This window comes from Mycolicibacterium rutilum, assembly GCF_900108565.1.
GTDB lineage: Bacteria > Actinomycetota > Actinomycetes > Mycobacteriales > Mycobacteriaceae > Mycobacterium > Mycobacterium rutilum.
This window is the reverse complement of the sequence record NZ_LT629971.1, coordinates 2,539,956-2,558,070: the sequence shown is the minus strand read 5'-3', so window position 1 is coordinate 2,558,070 and position 18,115 is coordinate 2,539,956. Positions and strand designations below refer to the sequence as shown.

General features: G+C 69.4%; 17 protein-coding genes. 10 read left to right on the top strand and 7 right to left on the bottom strand.

Annotated features, from left to right (window positions below):
• Positions 1 to 35: 35 nt before the first annotated feature.
• The gene (locus BLW81_RS12535; protein ID WP_083407461.1) at positions 36 to 680 is read left to right on the top strand and encodes an SAF domain-containing protein; all 645 of its coding nucleotides are present in this window, start codon (positions 36 to 38) and stop codon (positions 678 to 680) included.
• Positions 681 to 773: 93 nt separating this feature from the next.
• Positions 774 to 1,232, top strand: a complete 459-nt coding sequence (gene mscL, locus BLW81_RS12530) for a large-conductance mechanosensitive channel protein MscL (RefSeq protein ID WP_083407460.1) — start codon at positions 774 to 776, stop codon at positions 1,230 to 1,232.
• Positions 1,233 to 1,303: 71 nt separating this feature from the next.
• On the opposite strand, the gene BLW81_RS12525 is transcribed toward mscL, so the two are convergent.
• From BLW81_RS12525 to rpmF, 7 genes are all read right to left on the bottom strand, one after another.
• Positions 1,304 to 1,942: a porin MspA gene (locus BLW81_RS12525; RefSeq protein ID WP_083407459.1), complete on the bottom strand. Its 639-nt coding sequence runs from the start codon at positions 1,940 to 1,942 to the stop codon at positions 1,304 to 1,306.
• A gap of 492 nt (positions 1,943 to 2,434) precedes the next feature.
• Entirely contained in the window at positions 2,435 to 3,061 is a 627-nt protein-coding gene (locus tag BLW81_RS12520; RefSeq protein ID WP_083407458.1) for a porin MspA, read from the bottom strand.
• 594 nt (positions 3,062 to 3,655) lie between these two features.
• A complete protein-coding gene (locus BLW81_RS12515) occupies positions 3,656 to 4,153 on the bottom strand; it encodes a MogA/MoaB family molybdenum cofactor biosynthesis protein (protein ID WP_083410493.1) in 498 nt (165 codons plus the stop codon).
• A gap of 71 nt (positions 4,154 to 4,224) precedes the next feature.
• A complete protein-coding gene (locus BLW81_RS12510) occupies positions 4,225 to 5,562 on the bottom strand; it encodes a S1C family serine protease (protein WP_083407457.1) in 1,338 nt (445 codons plus the stop codon).
• 175 nt (positions 5,563 to 5,737) lie between these two features.
• The gene (locus BLW81_RS12505) at positions 5,738 to 7,219 is read right to left on the bottom strand and encodes a HAMP domain-containing sensor histidine kinase (protein ID WP_083410492.1); all 1,482 of its coding nucleotides are present in this window, start codon (positions 7,217 to 7,219) and stop codon (positions 5,738 to 5,740) included.
• The gene (locus BLW81_RS12500) at positions 7,219 to 7,905 is read right to left on the bottom strand and encodes a response regulator transcription factor (RefSeq protein WP_083410491.1); all 687 of its coding nucleotides are present in this window, start codon (positions 7,903 to 7,905) and stop codon (positions 7,219 to 7,221) included. The genes BLW81_RS12505 and BLW81_RS12500 overlap by 1 nt, the downstream gene beginning before the upstream one ends.
• A gap of 52 nt (positions 7,906 to 7,957) precedes the next feature.
• Positions 7,958 to 8,131 carry a 50S ribosomal protein L32 gene (gene rpmF, locus BLW81_RS12495; RefSeq protein ID WP_083407456.1) on the bottom strand — a complete coding sequence of 58 codons (174 nt, stop codon included), beginning with the start codon at positions 8,129 to 8,131 and terminating at the stop codon, positions 7,958 to 7,960.
• Between the two features lie 218 nt (positions 8,132 to 8,349).
• Here rpmF and BLW81_RS12490 point away from each other — a divergent pair, with 218 nt between their 5' ends.
• From BLW81_RS12490 to BLW81_RS12455, 8 genes are all read left to right on the top strand, one after another.
• Positions 8,350 to 10,056: an acyclic terpene utilization AtuA family protein gene (locus tag BLW81_RS12490; protein WP_083407455.1), complete on the top strand. Its 1,707-nt coding sequence runs from the start codon at positions 8,350 to 8,352 to the stop codon at positions 10,054 to 10,056.
• Positions 10,053 to 11,201: an acyl-CoA dehydrogenase family protein gene (locus BLW81_RS12485; RefSeq protein WP_083407454.1), complete on the top strand. Its 1,149-nt coding sequence runs from the start codon at positions 10,053 to 10,055 to the stop codon at positions 11,199 to 11,201. Before BLW81_RS12490 ends, BLW81_RS12485 begins: the two co-directional genes overlap by 4 nt.
• Positions 11,198 to 12,793 (top strand): acyl-CoA carboxylase subunit beta, encoded by a 1,596-nt coding sequence (locus BLW81_RS12480; RefSeq protein WP_083407453.1) that lies wholly within the window; start codon positions 11,198 to 11,200, stop codon positions 12,791 to 12,793. Before BLW81_RS12485 ends, BLW81_RS12480 begins: the two co-directional genes overlap by 4 nt.
• 7 nt (positions 12,794 to 12,800) lie before the next feature.
• Positions 12,801 to 14,738 (top strand): ATP-binding protein, encoded by a 1,938-nt coding sequence (locus tag BLW81_RS12475; RefSeq protein WP_083407452.1) that lies wholly within the window; start codon positions 12,801 to 12,803, stop codon positions 14,736 to 14,738.
• On the top strand, positions 14,735 to 15,895 hold the full coding sequence (locus tag BLW81_RS12470; protein ID WP_083407451.1) for an acyl-CoA dehydrogenase family protein: 1,161 nt from the start codon (positions 14,735 to 14,737) through the stop codon (positions 15,893 to 15,895). Before BLW81_RS12475 ends, BLW81_RS12470 begins: the two co-directional genes overlap by 4 nt.
• Positions 15,895 to 16,662: an enoyl-CoA hydratase family protein gene (locus tag BLW81_RS12465; protein WP_083407450.1), complete on the top strand. Its 768-nt coding sequence runs from the start codon at positions 15,895 to 15,897 to the stop codon at positions 16,660 to 16,662. The genes BLW81_RS12470 and BLW81_RS12465 overlap by 1 nt, the downstream gene beginning before the upstream one ends.
• A complete protein-coding gene (locus tag BLW81_RS12460) occupies positions 16,662 to 17,435 on the top strand; it encodes an SDR family oxidoreductase (RefSeq protein WP_083407449.1) in 774 nt (257 codons plus the stop codon). The genes BLW81_RS12465 and BLW81_RS12460 overlap by 1 nt, the downstream gene beginning before the upstream one ends.
• Positions 17,436 to 17,529: 94 nt before the next feature.
• Positions 17,530 to 18,111, top strand: coding sequence for a DUF1707 SHOCT-like domain-containing protein (locus tag BLW81_RS12455; RefSeq protein WP_083407448.1), 582 nt, complete (start codon positions 17,530 to 17,532; stop codon positions 18,109 to 18,111).
• Positions 18,112 to 18,115 lie beyond the last annotated feature (4 nt).

The following is an 18,115-nucleotide window of genomic DNA, read 5'->3' as shown; positions in this document are numbered from 1 at the left end:
CCCCATCGCGGCCCCCCGCTGCCTAGCTTGGCGACATGGGGGAATCGCTCAATCCATCGCTCCTGCGCCGGGCGCTCGCACGCCCGGATTGGACACGCACCATGGCGGCCCGCCGCGCCGCCGCGGCCGGCCTCGTCGTCCTCGCTGCCGTCGCCGCGTTACGCCCAGACCCCGATGACGAACGCGTCGCCGTGGTCGTCGCGGCCCGCGACCTGTCCCCGGGCGCCGAGCTCACCGCCGAGGATGTTCGCATCGAAAGACAAAGCGCCACAACACTTCCCGACGGCGTCCACACCGATTCGTCAACCGTCGTCGGCAGCCGGCCTGCGGGTCCGGTGCGGCGCGGCGAGGCGCTGACCGACATCCGGCTGCTCGGCCCGCGCCTCGCCGACGCGGCGGCCGGGCCCAACGCGCGGATCGTGCCGCTGACGCTCGACGACAACGCGGTGCTCGACCTGCTGCGCGCCGGCGACGTGGTCGACGTACTCGCCGCGGGCGACGAGTCCGATGCCCGGCCGCGGCTGGTCGCCAGGGACGCGGTCGTCGTGCTGGTCTCGCCGAAGACGACGGGTGCGACGGCAGGCGCCGATCGGGTGGTGCTGGTGGCGCTACCCGCCCTCGCCGCCAACGAGGTCGCGGCCGCCGCGCTCGTGCAGGCGATCACGGTCACCCTGCATTGAGGGTCGTGCCCGAACGGAGATTCTCACCCAGCATCGCGGGCCTCAGAGCTAACGTCGCTAACAGCACCCGATCGAGAGAGGATTCGCGACAGCATGCTCAAGGGCTTCAAGGAATTTCTCGCACGAGGCAACATCGTCGATCTGTCGGTCGCCGTCGTCATCGGTACCGCCTTCACGGCGCTGGTGACGAAGTTCACCGACAGCATCATCCAGCCGCTCATCAACCGAATCGGTGCGGGCGGCGAATCCGACTACGGCATCCTGCGGATCGGCATCGGCGGCGGCCAGACCATCGACCTCAACGTCCTGTTGTCGGCGGCCATCAACTTCGTCCTGGTCGCCGCGGTGGTGTACTTCCTGGTCGTCGTGCCCTACAACCGGTTGCGCAAGAAAGGCGAGGTCGAGCAGGCGCAAGACACCGAGCTGTCCCTGCTGACCGAGATCCGCAACATCCTCGCCGAAACCAACGGCTCGGCCGGGGCACACGCGGCCGGACCAGGCGCCGGCCCGAGTCCCGACACCGCGGAGACGACGAGCGCCGACAAGTCCTGACCGAACGAGAAACGGCCCCCGGATGATCCGGGGGCCGTTTTCGCGTCCTGCGAAAGTGCCTGGGAGAAGCGTTAGTTCATGTTCCAGGGCTCGCCGTAGGTGGTGACGCTGTCACCAGCCGACGAGATGAGCCGAGCGAACGGACGCAGCAGCACACCACCGGCAGCACCGGTCACCGTGCCGTGCGCATTGCTGACCGCCACGCCGCCGTTGGCGCCGGCGACGTCGACCGAGAAGGTCGCGACTTCCTGGATGCCAGGGCCGTTACCGAGGTCGGCGCTGATCGACACACCCGGGAACAGGTTCGGGGTGATGATCGAGCTCAACGGGTTCGTGATCGGCGCGTCGTCGATCAGGATGTTGGGGGTGGTGTAGCTGAAGTTGATGCCCACACCCAGCGACCACGGGAAGCCGATCTGGTAGCCCAGCTCCAGCGTCCCCTCGAAGTCGTCGGCCCCGGGTCCGGCGACGATGTACTTGGCGCGCCCGGAGTGGAACCACTCACGGGTCAGCCGGTTGCGGTCCAACGGGAACACGCCGTTGAGGAACGTGTCCCACTGCTGGATGGTCAGCGTCCGATCCTGGCCGTCGACCAGGCTCAACTCGTTGTCCAGACCCGCGTGAGAAGTACCGGTGCTCACGAACAGAGACGTGAGGGCCCCCGCTACCGACAAAACCAACGCCATCAGCACCCGACTGATTACCTTCATGTTCTCCCTAGCCATGTCGATGCGGACCCCCGGTGGGTCCGCACTGGTGTTGGTCACGACGCGCGCTTCATATGGTGCGGATTAGAGCGTTCACACGAAGCCTTTACGTTCCACTCATCGTTGACACGAGGAACATAACGGCACCCGGACCGCCCGGCAACGCGAGGGTCCCCATTCGACACCCGCCTGCGCCGATGTTGCTGAGTTCCGTTCGCGCTGGCGTTAACGATTGCGTCAAACGGCCATCGATGACGGCGACGCCCGTCGGGCCCGTCAAGCTCGGGATTCAGCGACGCCGCCGCGTCCCCGAAGGCTCGAGCAGGCAAACCGCGCGGTCAGCGCCATACCGAGACCGGGCGGTTCGCTGTGTTCAAGATCACGGATGCGCGACACCTGCGGTTAACAAGCGTGCAATGCCCAGGCCATCTGGTGGCGGACAACGAAAACGGCCCCCGGGTTTCCGGGGGCCGCTTCGTTTGCCTGGGAGAGGTGTTAGTTCATGTTCCAGGGCTCGCCGTAGGTGGTGACGCTGTCACCAGCCGACGAGATGAGCCGAGCGAACGGACGCAGCAGCACACCACCGGCAGCACCGGTCACCGTGCCGTGCGCATTGCTGACCGCCACGCCGCCGTTGGCGCCGGCGACGTCGACCGAGAAGGTCGCGACTTCCTGGATGCCAGGGCCGTTACCGAGGTCGGCGCTGATCGACACACCCGGGAACAGGTTCGGGGTGATGATCGAGCTCAACGGGTTCGTGATCGGCGCGTCGTCGATCAGGATGTTGGGGGTGGTGTAGCTGAAGTTGATGCCCACACCCAGCGACCACGGGAAGCCGATCTGGTAGCCCAGCTCCAGCGTCCCCTCGAAGTCGTCGGCACCGGGGCCGGCGACGATGTACTTGGCGCGCCCGGAGTGGAACCACTCACGGGTCAGCCGGTTGCGGTCCAACGGGAACACGCCATTGAGGAACGTGTCCCACTGCTGGATGGTCAGCGTCCGATCCTGGCCGTCGACCAGGCTCAACTCGTTGTCCAGACCTGCGTGAGAGGTGCCAGTGCTCACGAACAGAGACGCGATGGCCGCAACCAACGCGATCAGCACCCGACTGATTACCTTCATGTTCTCCCTAGCTATGTCGACGACGAACCGTTCGGCCCGTCGTGTTCTTTTGTTCGTGCCTGGCCCTACCGGTACACCACACACGACGCAGGAGCCTCATGTGACGCAAATGAGAGACCTCACATGCTGCTCTTACGTTTTGCTCATCCTAAACAGGAGGAACATAACGGTCGTGCATCCACCCGGCAACGCGAACATCGGCCGACCGCGGTCGGCCGTTACGGGAGCTGGCGATTTGCTAGGGAGCGCCGAGCGGTCACGGTCACGGCGGCATCACCGGCAGGCAACATCGAGTGGCGCGCCAAGCGACGCTGAGGCGGGCTAAGTTCACAACCGGCTACCGAACGTGATCCACGTCGCACGAGCGGTCGGAACTGGTCAAAGGTGGTGTGGCGGACGGTTTTCCCGCAACCAACGGTCACGCTCGGCCTCGTCCTCCGGGGACGCCTCGTCGCGCTCGTCGGGAGCGACCCGGGGCAGTTCCTCCCCGAAAACTTCGTTAACTGCGTCGCGTCGACGCTGCGGGCGGTCAGTCACCAGACCGTTCCGCTGTGACGAAGATCACACATCGTGCCATTGGCGGCTGCTACCAGGTCAGATTTCCAGGCTGGAGAGCTGGCCGATGACCTGGCCCGCCAGCGGACCCAGGGTGGCCATGCCGTCGCGCACCGCCGCGCGGGACCCCGCGAGGTTCACCACGAGTGTGCTGCCGGAGATCCCGGCAAGGCCGCGGGAAACACCGGCATCGATGATGCCTGCGGACAGGCCCGAGGCACGCAGCGCCTCGGAAATGCCGAGCAGTTCGCGATCGAGGATGTCGCGGGTGGCTTCAGGCGTGACGTCGCGCGGGGTGACCCCGGTGCCGCCGACCGAGATCACCAGGTCGACACCGCCGATCACCGCGGTGTTGAGGGCGTTGCGGATCTCGACCTCGTCCGACGACACCACGACGACGCCGTCGACGACGAAACCCGCCTCCCCGAGCAGCTCGGTGACCAGCGGACCGCTGTGATCCTCCTCGTCACCGTGTGCGGTGCGGTCGTCCACGACGACGACCAGTGCCCGGCCCACCAACTCCCCTGGCTGTTCCATGAGCTCAACCGTATATGCGGGCAGTGACGCCGGCGCGACCACTCTCAGGGTGACCGAGTCGGTCGGCGCGCTCACTGCTGCGCCTTTCCGAGCGTCACGTCCACGGTCTGCGGTTTGCCGGCCGGATCCAGGTAGGTCAGCGTCACCTTGTCCCCGGGCGCCTTGGACCGCACGGCGGCGACGAGCGCGTCGGCGCTGCTGATCACGCGGTCGTCGACCTTGGTGACGACCACGCCGCTCGGCAGGCCGGCCGCGGCGGCTGCGCCGCCCTCGGTGACCTCGACGATGCGGGCACCGTCGACGGCGGCGTCGTTGCCCACCTGCACACCCAGCGAGGCGTGGGCGGCGGTGCCGTTCTTGATCAGTTCGTCGGCGATCCGCTTGGCCTGGTCGACCGGGATCGCGAAGCCGAGCCCGATGGATCCGCTCTGCGCCTGCGGGCCCGCGTCGGCGCCCAAGGTGGCGATCGCGGAGTTGACGCCGATCAGCTCGCCGTTCATGTTGACCAGCGCGCCGCCGGAGTTACCGGGGTTGATCGCGGCGTCGGTCTGGATCGCGTCGAGCACCGTGTTCTGGTTCTGCGCGTCACCGCCGGCGGCCACCGGACGGTTCAGCGCGCTGATGATGCCCGTGGTGACCGTGCCCTCCAGGCCGAGCGGCGAGCCGATCGCCACCACGTCCTGGCCGACCCGCAGGTTCGACGACGAGCCGATGGTGATCGGCTGCAGATCGGAGACACCCTGCGCGCGCACGACCGCGATGTCGCTGCTGGGATCGGTGCCGACGACCGTGAACGGGGCGGTGCGGCCGTTGGAGAACGTCACCTTGGTCTGCGCACCACCCGGGGCGCCCGGTCCGCCCTGCGCGGCGGCGACCACATGGTTGTTGGTCAGGATCAGCCCGTCGGAGGACAGGATCACCCCGGAACCCTCTTCGGAGGCCCGGCCCATGTCGGTCTCGAGCTTGACGACGCTGGGCACCACCTTGGCCGCGACCTGCTCCACCGAGCCGGCGGGCAGGCTGGCGGCGGGGATGCTGGGGGCGGCACCGCCGATCGACGAGGACGACGGCGATCCGTCCCCGGACACGAGCATCGCGACCCCGCCGCCGATCCCGGCTGAGACGATCGCCACGGCGAGGGCTCCGGCAGTCAATGCGCCTGCGCGCGAACGCTTTTGGGGCGGCTGACTCGGCAAGGGTTGGGGCGCACCGCGATAGGGGTCGTACGGCGAGCGGTACTGCGCCGACGTCGGGTGCTGCTGGGTGGCGTATCGCCAGTCGTAGGGCTGCTGCGGGTAGCCGCTCGGGCGCTGCGGGCCGCTCGGGTAGCCGGATGACGCCTGCTGATGGCCGACGGGTCGACGGCCGGGCGGCGGGGGTGGCGGCGAATACCTCGGGTGGTTCGTCATGTCGCTCGGGCTCTTTCTTTTATTGGGTCCGACAACTGGTCAACGTTGGACGCATGGTCAACAGTGCCCAGTGGGGCTGAGAATCCACTTAGAGAACACTCGGGACACACCCAGACCTCGTTCCCCTTTTCCCACCACCGTCAATCATCGCCGACGCCGCCGCTCGGCGGGCGCCTCAGCGTGCGCGTGTCGGCTCGGCAGGTTCGTCGAAGCCGATTTCGGAGCCCGGCTGCCCGGGCAGCACGACGTGCATCGAGGTGCCGGGCGGCTGTCCGCCGTAGACGGTGTCCTCGACGCGCAGCGAACCGCCGTGCCGCAGCACGACCTGCTTGACGATCGCCAGCCCCAGGCCCGAACCGGGCATCGCCCGCGCGGTCGTCGATCGGTAGAACCGCTCGAACACCAGCGGGCGTTCCTGCGGCGGGATACCGGGGCCGTAGTCCGAGACCACCAATTCGGCGTGCGCCGGCGCGATCTGCGTCAGCCGCACCACGACGCGCCCGCCCGGCGGACTCCACTTGGCCGCGTTGTCGAGGAGGTTGAGCACCGCCCGCGCCAGTCCGGTCCCGTCGCCGTGCACCACCCACGGCGTGACCGTCACGTCGAAGTCGATGTCGTTGCGGCGGCGACGAACTCGCTCCAGCGAGCGGTCGACCACGTCGGCGAGGTCGACCGGTTCGTGTACGACGACCCCGGCGTCGTCGCGGGTCAAATCGACCAGGTCGCCGACCAGCGTCGACAACTCCTCGATCTGGGCGATGACGTCGGCGCGCAGTTCGTCCATCTCCGCATCGGGCAGCCGGGGGGCGCCGGGCGCCATCGACGCCATCAGCAGCTCGACGTTGGTCCGCAGCGACGTCAGCGGGGTGCGCAGTTCGTGACCGGCGTCGGTGACCAGCCGCGCCTGGCGTTCCCGGGACTCGGCCAGCGCGCGCAGCATCATGTTGAACGCCTCGGTCAGCCGGGCGAGTTCGTCGCTGCCGAACACCGGGATCGGGCGCAGGTCGTCGGTGCGGGCCACGCGTTCGGCGGCCTGGGTCAGCCGCGCGACCGGCCGCAGCCCCGCACGGGCCACCGCGCCACCGGCCATGGCGGCGACCGCGACCCCGACCCCGCCGACGATCAGCAGCACCGTCCCCAGCCGCCCGAGCAGTTCGCTCGTCGGCGCCATGCTCTTGCTGATCAGCAGCGAACTGTCGTTGTCCAGGTGCATCGCCAGCACCCGCTGGTGGTTGGTGGTGCGCAGCGACATGATCAGCTCGCCGCGCAGCACGGCCTTCTCGGGCTCGCCGAGCGGCAGTGACTGGCCCTGCTGGTTGGCGGTGAAGATGGCCCGGCCCGGGATCACCAGCATCGCGTTGACGTCGGAGTACGCGGTGCCCTCGATGGCCTTGCTCGGGTCGACCTCCAACGAGCCGCTCTCGATCAGCAACCGCGCGCGGCTGCGCAGCTGGTTGTCGACGTCGTCGTAGAGCGCGCGCGACACCACCGCCCAGACCGCGACCGCCATCAACACCACGACCATCGCCACCATCGACATCGCCAGCAGCATCACCCGCCAGCGCAGCGTCACCGATCGGGTTCTCGACGGCGCCTGAGGTGAAACGGGTTGAGCCGCATGACCGTTCAGCGGCACCGGGCCGGTGGGAACAGACATCACGGAGGCGTCTCGCGCAGCACGTAACCCACCCCGCGCACGGTGTGGATCAGTCGCGGCTCTCCTTCGGCTTCGGTCTTGCGACGCAGGTAACCGACGTACACCTCGAGGGCGTTACCAGACGTCGGGAAGTCGAAGCCCCACACCTCTTCGAGGATGCGGCTGCGGGTCAGCACGCGACGGGGGTTGGCGATCAGCATCTCGAGCAACGCGAACTCGGTGCGGGTCAGACTGATCTGGCGGTCACCGCGGGTGACCTCGCGGGTGACCGGATCCAGTGACAGGTCGGAGAACGTCATGGCCGCCGAATCGGCACCCTCGTCGAGGTTGGTGCGGCGCAGCAGCGCGCGCATGCGGGCCAGCAGTTCCTCGAGCGCGAACGGCTTGGGCAGATAGTCGTCGGCGCCGGCGTCGAGTCCGGCCACCCGCTCGGAGACCGAGTCGCGGGCCGTGAGCACGAGGATCGGTAGGTCGTCGCCGGTGCTACGCAGCTGGCGGCACACCTCGAGGCCGTCGAGGCGGGGCATCATCACGTCCAGCACCAGCGCGTCGGGCCGGTCGCTGGCGATCGCCTCCAGTGCCTCGACACCGTCCTGGGCCAGTTCGACCGCGTACCCGTTGAAGGAAAGCGAGCGGCGCAGCGACTCGCGCACCGCGCGATCGTCGTCAACGACAAGAATGCGCACGGCCACAGTGTCGACCCCCTATCTGAGAGTGACCTGAGAGGCGCGAAACGATCTAGCGGCGGTCGAGGTCGATCAGGCCGAGGCGGGCGGCCTTGAGCAGGCGGCGCGGCACCTTGTGCTGCTGGCCCGCGACGTTCACGTTGACCAGCCCGGTGGCCTTCGTCTTCCACTGCGCGCGACGGCTACGGGTGTTCGCGCGCGACATCCTGCGCTTGGGCACAGCCATGGTCGGGTCTCCTCTTGACGGGGTAAGTCTGCGCCGGCGAACCGGCGGCCTGGCATCACCGCGCGCAGCACGGGGCGCCGGCAAGTGCCCTTCAGGATAGCCAACGACCTGCGTAGCCTCCAAAACAGCGGAATCGACGCCGGGAAACCTTGACGCGATACCGGCGGTACCCCGTAACCTACCGGTTGGTTGGTGCGACGGCTGAGAAGGGAGCCTGCGTGACGTCTGCTGGTGGCGCGGTCCGCATCGGCAACTGCTCGGGCTTCTACGGCGACCGGCTCTCAGCGATGCGCGAGATGCTCACCGGCGGCGACCTCGACTACCTGACCGGCGACTATCTCGCCGAGCTCACCATGCTGATCCTGGCCCGCGACCGCGCCAAGTCACCCGACCGCGGCTACGCCAAGACCTTCCTGACCCAGCTCGAGGAGTGCCTCGGCCTCGCGCAGGACCGCGGGGTACGCATCGTCGCCAACGCCGGCGGCTTGAATCCGGCGGGATTGGCCGACGCCGTGCGGGCCTTGGCCGACCGGCTCGGGCTGTCGGTGTCGGTGGCCCACGTCGAGGGCGACGACCTGATCGGGCGAGCGCAGGAGTTCGGGTTCACCGACGTGCTGGCCGCCAACGCCTACCTCGGCGCGTGGGGCATCGTCGAATGCCTCGACGGCGGCGCCGACGTGGTGGTGACCGGCCGCGTCACCGACGCCTCGGTGACCGTCGGGCCCGCCGCGGCGCACTTCGGCTGGGCGCGCACCGACTACGACCGGTTGGCCGGCGCGGTCGCGGCCGGTCACGTCATCGAATGCGGGGCGCAGGCCACCGGCGGCAACTACTCCTTCTTCACCGAACTCGCCGACCTGACCCATCCGGGATTCCCGCTGGCCGAGATCCACGCCGACGGCTCCTCGGTGATCACCAAGCATCCGGGCACCGGCGGCGCGGTCACCGTCGGCACCGTCACCGCGCAGCTGCTCTACGAGATCGGCGGCGCGCGCTACGCCAACCCGGACGCCACGCTGCGGGTCGACACCCTGGAGCTGTCCGACGACGGCACCGACCGGGTGCGGATCAGCGGCGCCCGCGGCGAGCCGCCGCCACCGACGCTGAAGGTCTCACTCAACAGCATCGGCGGGTTCCGCAACGAGATGGCGCTGGTGCTGACGGGTCTGGACATCGACGCGAAGGCCGAGCTGGTGCGCAGCCAGCTGGAGGCCGCGCTCACCGTCAAACCCGCCGAGCTGACGTGGACACTGGCGCGCACCGACCGTCCCGATGCGGACACCGAGGAGGCCGCCAGCGCGCTGCTGCGCTGCGTGGTGCGCGATCAGGACCCCGAGAAGGTTGGTCGCCAATTCTCCTCGGCCGCAGTCGAACTCGCGCTGGCCAGCTATCCCGGTTTCCACGCCACCAGCCCGCCAGGCGCCGGGCAGGTCTACGGCGTGTTCTCCCCGGCCTACGTACCGGTTGATTCCGTGCCGCACGTCGCGGTGCACGCCGACGGCACCCGGGTCGAGATCCCGCCTCCCGCCGACGTTCTGGAACTGGCTGCGGTGTCACCACCCGCGGCGCCCGAACCGCCGCCGTCGGGTGAGACCGTCCGCGCGCCGCTGGGCCGTGTCGCCGGCGCCCGCAGCGGCGACAAGGGCGGCAGCGCGAATGTCGGCGTCTGGGTGCGCACCGACGACGAGTGGCGTTGGCTCGCACACATGTTGACCGTCGACAAGCTGCGCGAGCTGCTCCCCGAGGCGGCCGACCTGCCCGTGCACCGCCACCTACTGCCGAACCTGCGGGCGGTCAACTTCGTCATCGAGGACATCCTCGGGCAGGGCGTCGCCTACCAGGCCCGGTTCGACCCGCAGGCCAAGGGGCTCGGCGAATGGCTGCGCAGCAGGGTCGTCGACATACCGAAGGAGTTGTTGGCGTGAACATCTGGTGTACGCCCGAACGCGAGCAGCTCCGCAAGACGGTGCGCACGTTCGCCGAGCGAGAGATCCTGCCGCACGTCGACGAATGGGAACGCATCGGCGAGCTGCCGCGCGACCTGCACCGCGCGGCCGGGCAGGCCGGCCTGCTGGGCGCGGGATTCCCGGAGTCGGTCGGTGGTGGCGGCGGCGACGGCGCCGACGCCGTGGTCATCTGCGAGGAACTGCACTACGCGGGCTGCCCCGGCGGCGTGTTCGCCTCGCTGTTCACCAGCGGAATCGCGGTGCCGCACATGGTCGCCTCCGGCGACGAGCGGCTGATCGAGGAGTACGTGCGGCCGACGCTGCGCGGCGAGAAGATCGGCAGCCTGGCGATCACCGAACCCGGCGGAGGATCCGACGTGGGGCATTTGACCACGCGCGCGGTTCGGGACGGCGATCATTACATCGTCAACGGCGCCAAGACCTACATCACCTCCGGTGTGCGCGCGGACTACGTCGTCACCGCGGTGCGCACCGGCGGACCGGGCGCCGCCGGGGTGTCGCTGCTCGTGGTGGACAAGGACACACCCGGATTCGAGGTCAGCCGCAAGCTCGACAAGATGGGCTGGCGGTCCAGCGACACCGCCGAACTGTCCTACACCGACGTGCGGGTGCCCGCCGCCAACCTGGTCGGGGCGGAGAACACCGGCTTCGTGCAGATCGCCGGGGCGTTCGTCTCCGAGCGGGTGGGCCTGGCCGCGCAGGCGTACGCGAGCGCACAGCGCTGCCTCGACCTCACCGTCGAATGGTGCCGCAACCGCGAGACATTCGGCAGGCCGCTCATCTCGCGACAACAGGTACAGAACACGCTGGCCGAGATGGCTCGTCGCGTCGACGTAGCGCGGGTGTACACGCGGCATGTGGTCGAGCGCGAGTTGGCGGGCGAGACGGGACTGATCGCCGAGGTGTGTTTCGCCAAGAACACCGCCGTCGAGGCCGGCGAATGGGTCGCCAACCAGGCCGTGCAGCTGTTCGGCGGGCTGGGCTACATGGCCGAGTCCGAGGTCGAACGCCAGTACCGCGACATGCGCATCCTCGGAATCGGCGGCGGCACAACCGAAATCCTCACCTCGCTGGCCGCCAAGACGTTGGGATTCCAGTCATGACCGCACTGCGCTCCACGCTCGATGCCGCGTCACCCGCCTTCGGCGAGGCTGCCGAAGCGATGACCGCCAAGCTCGCCGAACTCGACGCCGAACACGCCAAGGCACTCGCCGGCGGTGGTGAAAAGTACGTGCAGCGCCACCACGACCGCGGGAAGCTGACCGCCCGCGAGCGGATCGAATTGCTGCTCGACCCCGACGCGCCGTTCCTGGAACTGAGCCCGCTGGCGGCGTGGGGCAGCGACTTCACCGTCGGCGCCAGCGTGGTCACCGGGATCGGCGCGGTCGAAGGCGTCGAGTGCCTGATCGTCGCCAACGACCCGACCGTCAAGGGCGGCACCAGCAACCCGTGGACGCTCAAGAAGATCCTGCGCGCCAATCAGATCGCGCTGCAGAACCGGCTGCCGGTGATCTCACTGGTGGAGTCCGGCGGCGCCGACCTGCCGACGCAGAAGGAGATCTTCATCCCCGGCGGGCAGATGTTCCGCGACCTGACCCGGCTCTCGGCGGCGGGCATCCCGACGATCGCGCTGGTTTTCGGCAACTCCACCGCCGGCGGCGCCTACATCCCCGGCATGTCCGACCACGTCGTGATGATCAAGGAACGCTCGAAGGTCTTCCTGGCAGGTCCGCCGCTGGTGAAGATGGCCACCGGCGAGGAGTCCGACGACGAGTCCCTCGGCGGCGCCGAGATGCACGCCCGCACATCGGGTCTCGCGGATTACTTCGCGCTCGACGAACCGGACGCCATCCGCATCGGGCGGCGCGTCGTCGCCCGGCTGAACTGGCGCAAGCAGGGCCCGGCGCCCGCACCGGTCGTCGAACCGCGCTACGACGCCGAGGAACTCGTCGGCATCGTTCCCGCCGACCTGCGCATCCCGTTCGACCCCCGCGACGTCATCGCCCGCGTCGTCGACGGTTCGGAGTTCGACGAGTTCAAACCGATGTACGGCTCCTCGCTGGTGACCGGGTGGGCGCGGCTGTACGGCTACCCGCTCGGCATCCTGGCCAACGCCCGCGGCGTGCTGTTCTCCGAAGAATCGCAGAAGGCCACCCAGTTCATCCAGCTCGCCAACCGCTCGAACACCCCACTGTTGTTCCTGCACAACACCACCGGATACATGGTCGGCCGCAAGTACGAAGAGGGCGGCATGATCAAGCACGGCTCGATGATGATCAACGCCGTGTCCAATTCGACGGTGCCGCACATCTCGCTGCTGATCGGCGCGTCCTACGGCGCCGGCCACTACGGCATGTGCGGGCGGGCCTACGACCCGCGGTTCCTGTTCGCCTGGCCCAGCGCCAAATCCGCGGTGATGGGCGGCACGCAATTGGCGGGCGTGCTGTCGATCGTCAGCCGTGCCGCCGCCGAGGCCCGCGGGCAGACCGTCGACGAGGACGCAGACGCGGCGCTGCGCGCGGCGGTCGAGGCGCAGATCGACGCCGAGTCGCTGCCGATGTTCCTGTCCGGGCGGCTCTACGACGACGGCGTCATCGACCCGCGCGACACCCGCACCGTGCTGGGAATGTGCCTGTCCGCCATCGCCAACGGCCCGATAGAGGGGACGTCGAACTTCGGCGTCTTCCGGATGTGAGGCTTCGATGATCACTCGAGTTCTGGTGGCCAACCGCGGCGAGATCGCCCGGCGCGTCTTTGCCACCTGCCGACGCCTCGGGATCGGCACCGTCGCGGTCTACACCGACCCCGACGCCGCGTCCCCTCATGTCGGCGAGGCCGATGCGCGGGTGCGGCTGGACGGTCGGCACGGCTACCTCGACGCCGGGCAACTGATCGCGGCGGCGCACGCCTCCGGCGCCGACGCCATCCACCCGGGCTACGGATTCCTCTCGGAGAACGCCGAATTCGCCGCTGCGGTCACCGCGGCGGGGTTGGCCTGGATCGGCCCGCCGGTCGAGGCGGTCGCGGCGATGGGCTCCAAGATCGAGGCCAAGAAGATGATGGCCGCCGCCGGGGTGCCGGTGCTCGAGGAACTGGATTCCGAGGCCGTCACCGCCGCCCAGCTGCCCGTGCTGATCAAGGCGTCCGCGGGCGGCGGCGGCCGCGGGATGCGCGTCGTGCGCGAGCTGTCCGAGCTGCCCGAGCAGGTGCAGGCCGCCCGCCGCGAGGCCCAGTCCGCGTTCGGTGATCCGACGGTGTTCTGTGAGCGCTATCTCGCAGGCGGCCATCACGTCGAGGTGCAGGTGCTCGCCGACGCGCACGGCACCGTGTGGGCGGTCGGCGAACGCGAATGCTCCATCCAGCGCCGCCACCAGAAGATCGTCGAGGAGGCCCCGTCGCCGCTCGTGGAGCGGACGCCGGGCATGCGCTCCCGGCTGTTCGAGGCCGCCCGGCTGGCCGCGACCGCGATCGGCTACACCGGCGCGGGCACCGTCGAGTTCATGGCCGACGATTCAGGCGAGTTCTTCTTCCTCGAGATGAACACCCGGCTGCAGGTCGAGCATCCGGTCACCGAGGAGACCACTGGGCTGGACCTGGTGGAACTGCAGCTGGCGGTGGCCGACGGCATCAGACTCGATCCCGAACCGCCACCGGCACACGGTCATTCGATCGAAGTGCGGCTGTACGCGGAGGATCCCGCGAAGAACTGGCAACCGCAGGCCGGTGCGGTGCACCGCTTCGAGGTGCCGGACAACGTGCGCGTGGACTCCGGCATCGTCGACGGCTCGGTGGTGTCGGTCTTCTACGATCCGATGCTGGCCAAGGTGATCTCCTATGCACCGACCCGCCGCCGCGCCGCGGGCGTGCTCGCCGACGCCGTCGCGCGGGCCCGCATCCACGGTGTGCGCACGAACCGCGACCTGCTGGTCAACGTGCTGCGGCATCCGGCGTTCCTCGACGGCGCCACCGACACCGCGTTCTTCGACACCCACGGCCTGGCCGCGCTGGCCGCACCCGTGACCGACGAGCGCACCACGGCGCTGTCAGCGGTGGCGGCCGCGCTGAGCGACGCCGCCGACAACCGTTCCAAGGCAGTCGTTTTCGCCGCTGCACCCAGCGGGTGGCGCAACCTCGCATCCGGATACCAGGTCAAGCGGTACACCGACGGCACGGGCACTGAACACGAGGTCCGCTACCGCTTCAACCGCGGGGCGCTCGAGCTGCCCGACCATGCCGGTGTCTCGTTGGCCTCCGCGACCCCGGACCGCGTGGTGTTGACCGTCGACGGGGTGGACCGGCCGTTCGAGATCGCCCGCTACGGCGACCAGGTGTTCGTCGACTCACCCTCCGGGCCGGCGCAGTTCGCGACGGTGCCGCGGTTCGGCGATCCGGACGCGGCCGTCGCGCACGGTTCGCTGCTGGCGCCGATGCCCGGTTCGGTGCTGCGCGTCGGCGCCGCCGTCGGCGACAAAGTCACCGCGGGCCAGCCGCTGCTGTGGCTGGAGGCGATGAAGATGGAGCACACCATCACCGCGCCGGCCGACGGTGTGCTCACCGAACTCAACGTCGACGTGGGCCAGCAGGTCGACGTCGGCTTCGTGCTGGCCAGGGTCCAGGCCCCTACCGAAGGAGAGCAATGAGCGGTTTCGTCGAGACCGAGGAGCAGCAGGCGCTACGCAAGGCGGTCGCCGCGATGGCCGCCAACTACGGTCAGGACTACTACCTGACGAAGGCGCGCGCCGACCAGCACACCGACGAGTTGTGGAGTGAGGCAGGCAAACTCGGCTTCATCGGGGTTAACCTCCCCGAGCAGTACGGCGGCGGCGGCGCAGGCATGTACGAGCTGGCGGTGGTGATGGAGGAGATGTCGGCCGCGGGCTGTCCGCTGTTACTCATGGTCGTCTCGCCCGCCATCAACGGCACGATCATCGCCAAGTTCGGCACCGAGGACCAGAAGCGGCGCTGGCTGCCCGGCATCGCCGACGGGTCGATCACGATGGCGTTCGCGATCACCGAACCCGACGCGGGTTCCAACAGCCACCGCATCACCACCACCGCGCGCCGCGACGGCAGCGACTGGATCCTGTCGGGGCAGAAGGTGTACATCTCCGGCGTCGACCAGGCGCAGGCGGTGCTGGTCGTCGGCCGCACCGAGGACCACAAGACGGGCAACCTCAAGCCCGCGCTGTTCATCGTGCCGACGGACACGAAGGGCCTGAGCTGGACCAAGATCGAGATGGAGATCGTCAGCCCCGAGAACCAGTTCCAGCTGTTCCTCGACGAGGTCCGGCTGCCCGCCGACGCGCTGGTCGGTTCGGAGGACGCGGCGATCGCCCAACTGTTCGCCGGGCTGAACCCCGAACGCATCATGGGCGCGGCCAGCGCGGTCGGCATGGGCCGCTTCGCGATCGACAAGGCCGTCGACTACGTCAAGACCCGGCAGGTGTGGAAGACGCCGATCGGCGCCCACCAGGGGTTGTCGCATCCGTTGGCGCAGAACCACATCGAGATCGAACTCGCCAAGCTGATGATGCAGAAGGCGGCAACGCTGTACGACGCAGGCGACGACGTCGGCGCCGCGGAGGCCGCGAACATGGCCAAGTACGCCGCCGGCGAGGCGTCGGTGCGCGCGGTCGACCAGGCCGTGCAGTCGCTCGGCGGCAACGGGCTGACCAAGGAGTACGGCATCGCCGCCGCGGTCACGGCGTCGAAGCTGGCGCGGATCGCGCCGGTCAGCCGGGAGATGATCCTGAACTTCGTCGCGCAGACCTCGCTGGGCCTGCCCCGGTCGTACTGATGGCGACGCTGGTAGGATACGCGGTCGACGGGCCGGTTGCCCGGCTCACCCTCGACTCCCCCGCCAACCGCAACGCGCTGTCGACGGCGCTGGTGGACCAGCTGCACCAGGGCTTCACCGCCGCGGTCGACGACCCGGCCGTGCGGGTGGTCGTCCTCGGTCACACCGGCGGAACATTCTGCGCGGGAGCCGATCTCGCCGAAGCAGCCGGCCGGGACCCCAGCGAGCTCGCCGTCGACCGGGCCCGCGAGATGACCCGGCTGCTGCGGCGCATCCTCGAGCTGCCGGTCCCGGTCATCGGCGCGATCGACGGCCACGTCCGCGCCGGCGGCCTCGGCCTCGTCGGAGCGTGCGACATCGTCGTCGCGGGCCCGGCGAGCACCTTCGCGCTGACCGAGGCCCGCATCGGCGTCGCGCCGTCGATCATCTCGCTGACCCTGCTGCCCAAGATGTCCGCCCGCGCCGTTGGCCGCTACTTCGTCACCGGCGAGAAGTTCGGCGCCGCGGAGGCCGCCGGGATCGGGCTGGTCAGCGTCGCCGCAGACGACGTCGAGGCCACCGTCGGCTCGCTCGCCGCGGCGATCGGCCAGGCCTCACCGCAGGGTCTGGCGGCCTCGAAAGCCTTGACCACGCGGCATATTCTGGAGACCTTCGATCAGCACGCCGACGAGCTCACCCGGCAGTCCGCCGAGCTGTTCGTCTCCGAGGAGGCCCGCGAAGGCATGCTCGCGTTTCTGGAGAAGCGACCACCGCGCTGGGTGGGCTGATGCCGCACTCGATCCTCGTCACCGGCGCGACCGGCACGCTGGGACACCGCGTGGTCCCGGAGGCCGTCGGGGCGGGGCATCGGGTCCGCGCGCTCAGCCGCAAGAGCCACGTCGGCTACACCGGCGTGCACTGGGCCCGCGGCGACCTGCTGGACGGGACCGGCCTGGACGCCGCGCTCGACGGGGTGGACGTCGTCATCAACTGCGCCACCCAACCCACCGGCGGCGAGGACGTCACCGGCATGCGCAACCTCGTCACGGCCGCCGCCCACGTCGGGGTCGGCCACATCGTGCATGTGTCGATCGTCGGGATCGACCGCATCCCGCTGCCCTACTACCGCGCCAAGCTCGCCGCCGAGCGGGTCCTCGAGGCCTCCGGCGTCGCCCACACCGTGCTGCGCGCGACGCAGTTCCACGACCTGCTGCGCACGATCTTCGCGGTGCAGCGCTATTCGCCGGTGCTGTGGGCGGTGCGCGGCGTGCAGTTCCAGCCGATCGACACCGCGGCCGTCGCCGCGCGCCTGGTCGAACTCGCCGCCGACGTGCCCGCGGGGCGCGCCCCCGACGTCGGCGGGCCGACCGTGCACACCCACGCGGAGTTGGCCCGGATGTACCTCTCCGCAGGTGGCAGCCGTCGCCGGGTGGTCGCGGTGCCGGCGCCCGGGCGGCTCGCCGCGGCACTGCGCACGGGCGCGAACCTCGTCCCGGACAACCCGCTCGGCACCCAAGGCTTCGCGGAGTTTCTGGCGTCCTCCCCCGCCCGACCGGCATGAAGTTTGCTCATCTACATTCTTCGCCGTGGTGGGTGAGGGCACAGTTTGGACAACGAGCTTGCATGTGCCACGGTTCGTCGTAGGCTCGTAAACGATGAGCACTTCAGCGTCGCGGAACGGTTCGATGCGTGCTGGCGACACCGATCGGATACAGGTCGCGCAGCTGCTCACTGACGCCGCCGCCCAGGGCCGCCTGCAGCTTCCCGAGTACGAGGACCGCCTCACCAGGGCATACGCCGCGCAGACCTACGACGAGCTGGACCGGTTGTCGGCCGATCTGCCCGGCGCGGTCACCCGCGGCCGCAGCGGCGGCCCGTGCCGGCCGGCGCCGTCGACCATGCTGCTGGCCATCATGAGCGGGTTCGAACGCCGCGGCCGGTGGAATGTGCCGCGCCGGATGACCACGTTCGCCCTCTTCGGCGGCGGGGTGGTGGATTTGCGGTACGCCGACTTCACGTCGCCCGAGGTGGAGATCCACTCGTATTCAATCTTCGGCGGCCAGACGATCCTGGTGCCGCCGGAGGTCAACGTCGACCTGCGCGGCATCGGCGTGATGGGCACGTTCGACCACGCGGTGGACGGCGAAGGCTCGCCCGGCGCGCCGTGCGTGCGCATCCGCGGCTTCGCGCTCGGCGGCAGTGTCGGCGTCAAGCGCAAGAAGCGCAAAGCCGCCTAATCCG

Excerpts from the sequence above, each read along its gene's own strand:
- BLW81_RS12535 (WP_083407461.1), top strand. The coding sequence starts at position 36 with ATGGGGGAATCGCTCAATCCATCGCTCCTGCGCCGGGCGCTCGCACGC.
- mscL (WP_083407460.1), top strand. The coding sequence starts at position 774 with ATGCTCAAGGGCTTCAAGGAATTTCTCGCACGAGGCAACATCGTCGAT.
- BLW81_RS12525 (WP_083407459.1), bottom strand. The coding sequence starts at position 1,942 with ATGAAGGTAATCAGTCGGGTGCTGATGGCGTTGGTTTTGTCGGTAGCG.
- BLW81_RS12520 (WP_083407458.1), bottom strand. The coding sequence starts at position 3,061 with ATGAAGGTAATCAGTCGGGTGCTGATCGCGTTGGTTGCGGCCATCGCG.
- BLW81_RS12515 (WP_083410493.1), bottom strand. The coding sequence starts at position 4,153 with ATGGAACAGCCAGGGGAGTTGGTGGGCCGGGCACTGGTCGTCGTCGTG.
- BLW81_RS12510 (WP_083407457.1), bottom strand. The coding sequence starts at position 5,562 with ATGACGAACCACCCGAGGTATTCGCCGCCACCCCCGCCGCCCGGCCGT.
- BLW81_RS12505 (WP_083410492.1), bottom strand. The coding sequence starts at position 7,219 with ATGTCTGTTCCCACCGGCCCGGTGCCGCTGAACGGTCATGCGGCTCAA.
- rpmF (WP_083407456.1), bottom strand. The coding sequence starts at position 8,131 with ATGGCTGTGCCCAAGCGCAGGATGTCGCGCGCGAACACCCGTAGCCGT.
- BLW81_RS12480 (WP_083407453.1), top strand. The coding sequence starts at position 11,198 with ATGACCGCACTGCGCTCCACGCTCGATGCCGCGTCACCCGCCTTCGGC.
- BLW81_RS12475 (WP_083407452.1), top strand. The coding sequence starts at position 12,801 with ATGATCACTCGAGTTCTGGTGGCCAACCGCGGCGAGATCGCCCGGCGC.
- BLW81_RS12470 (WP_083407451.1), top strand. The coding sequence starts at position 14,735 with ATGAGCGGTTTCGTCGAGACCGAGGAGCAGCAGGCGCTACGCAAGGCG.
- BLW81_RS12465 (WP_083407450.1), top strand. The coding sequence starts at position 15,895 with ATGGCGACGCTGGTAGGATACGCGGTCGACGGGCCGGTTGCCCGGCTC.
- BLW81_RS12460 (WP_083407449.1), top strand. The coding sequence starts at position 16,662 with ATGCCGCACTCGATCCTCGTCACCGGCGCGACCGGCACGCTGGGACAC.
- BLW81_RS12455 (WP_083407448.1), top strand. The coding sequence starts at position 17,530 with ATGAGCACTTCAGCGTCGCGGAACGGTTCGATGCGTGCTGGCGACACC.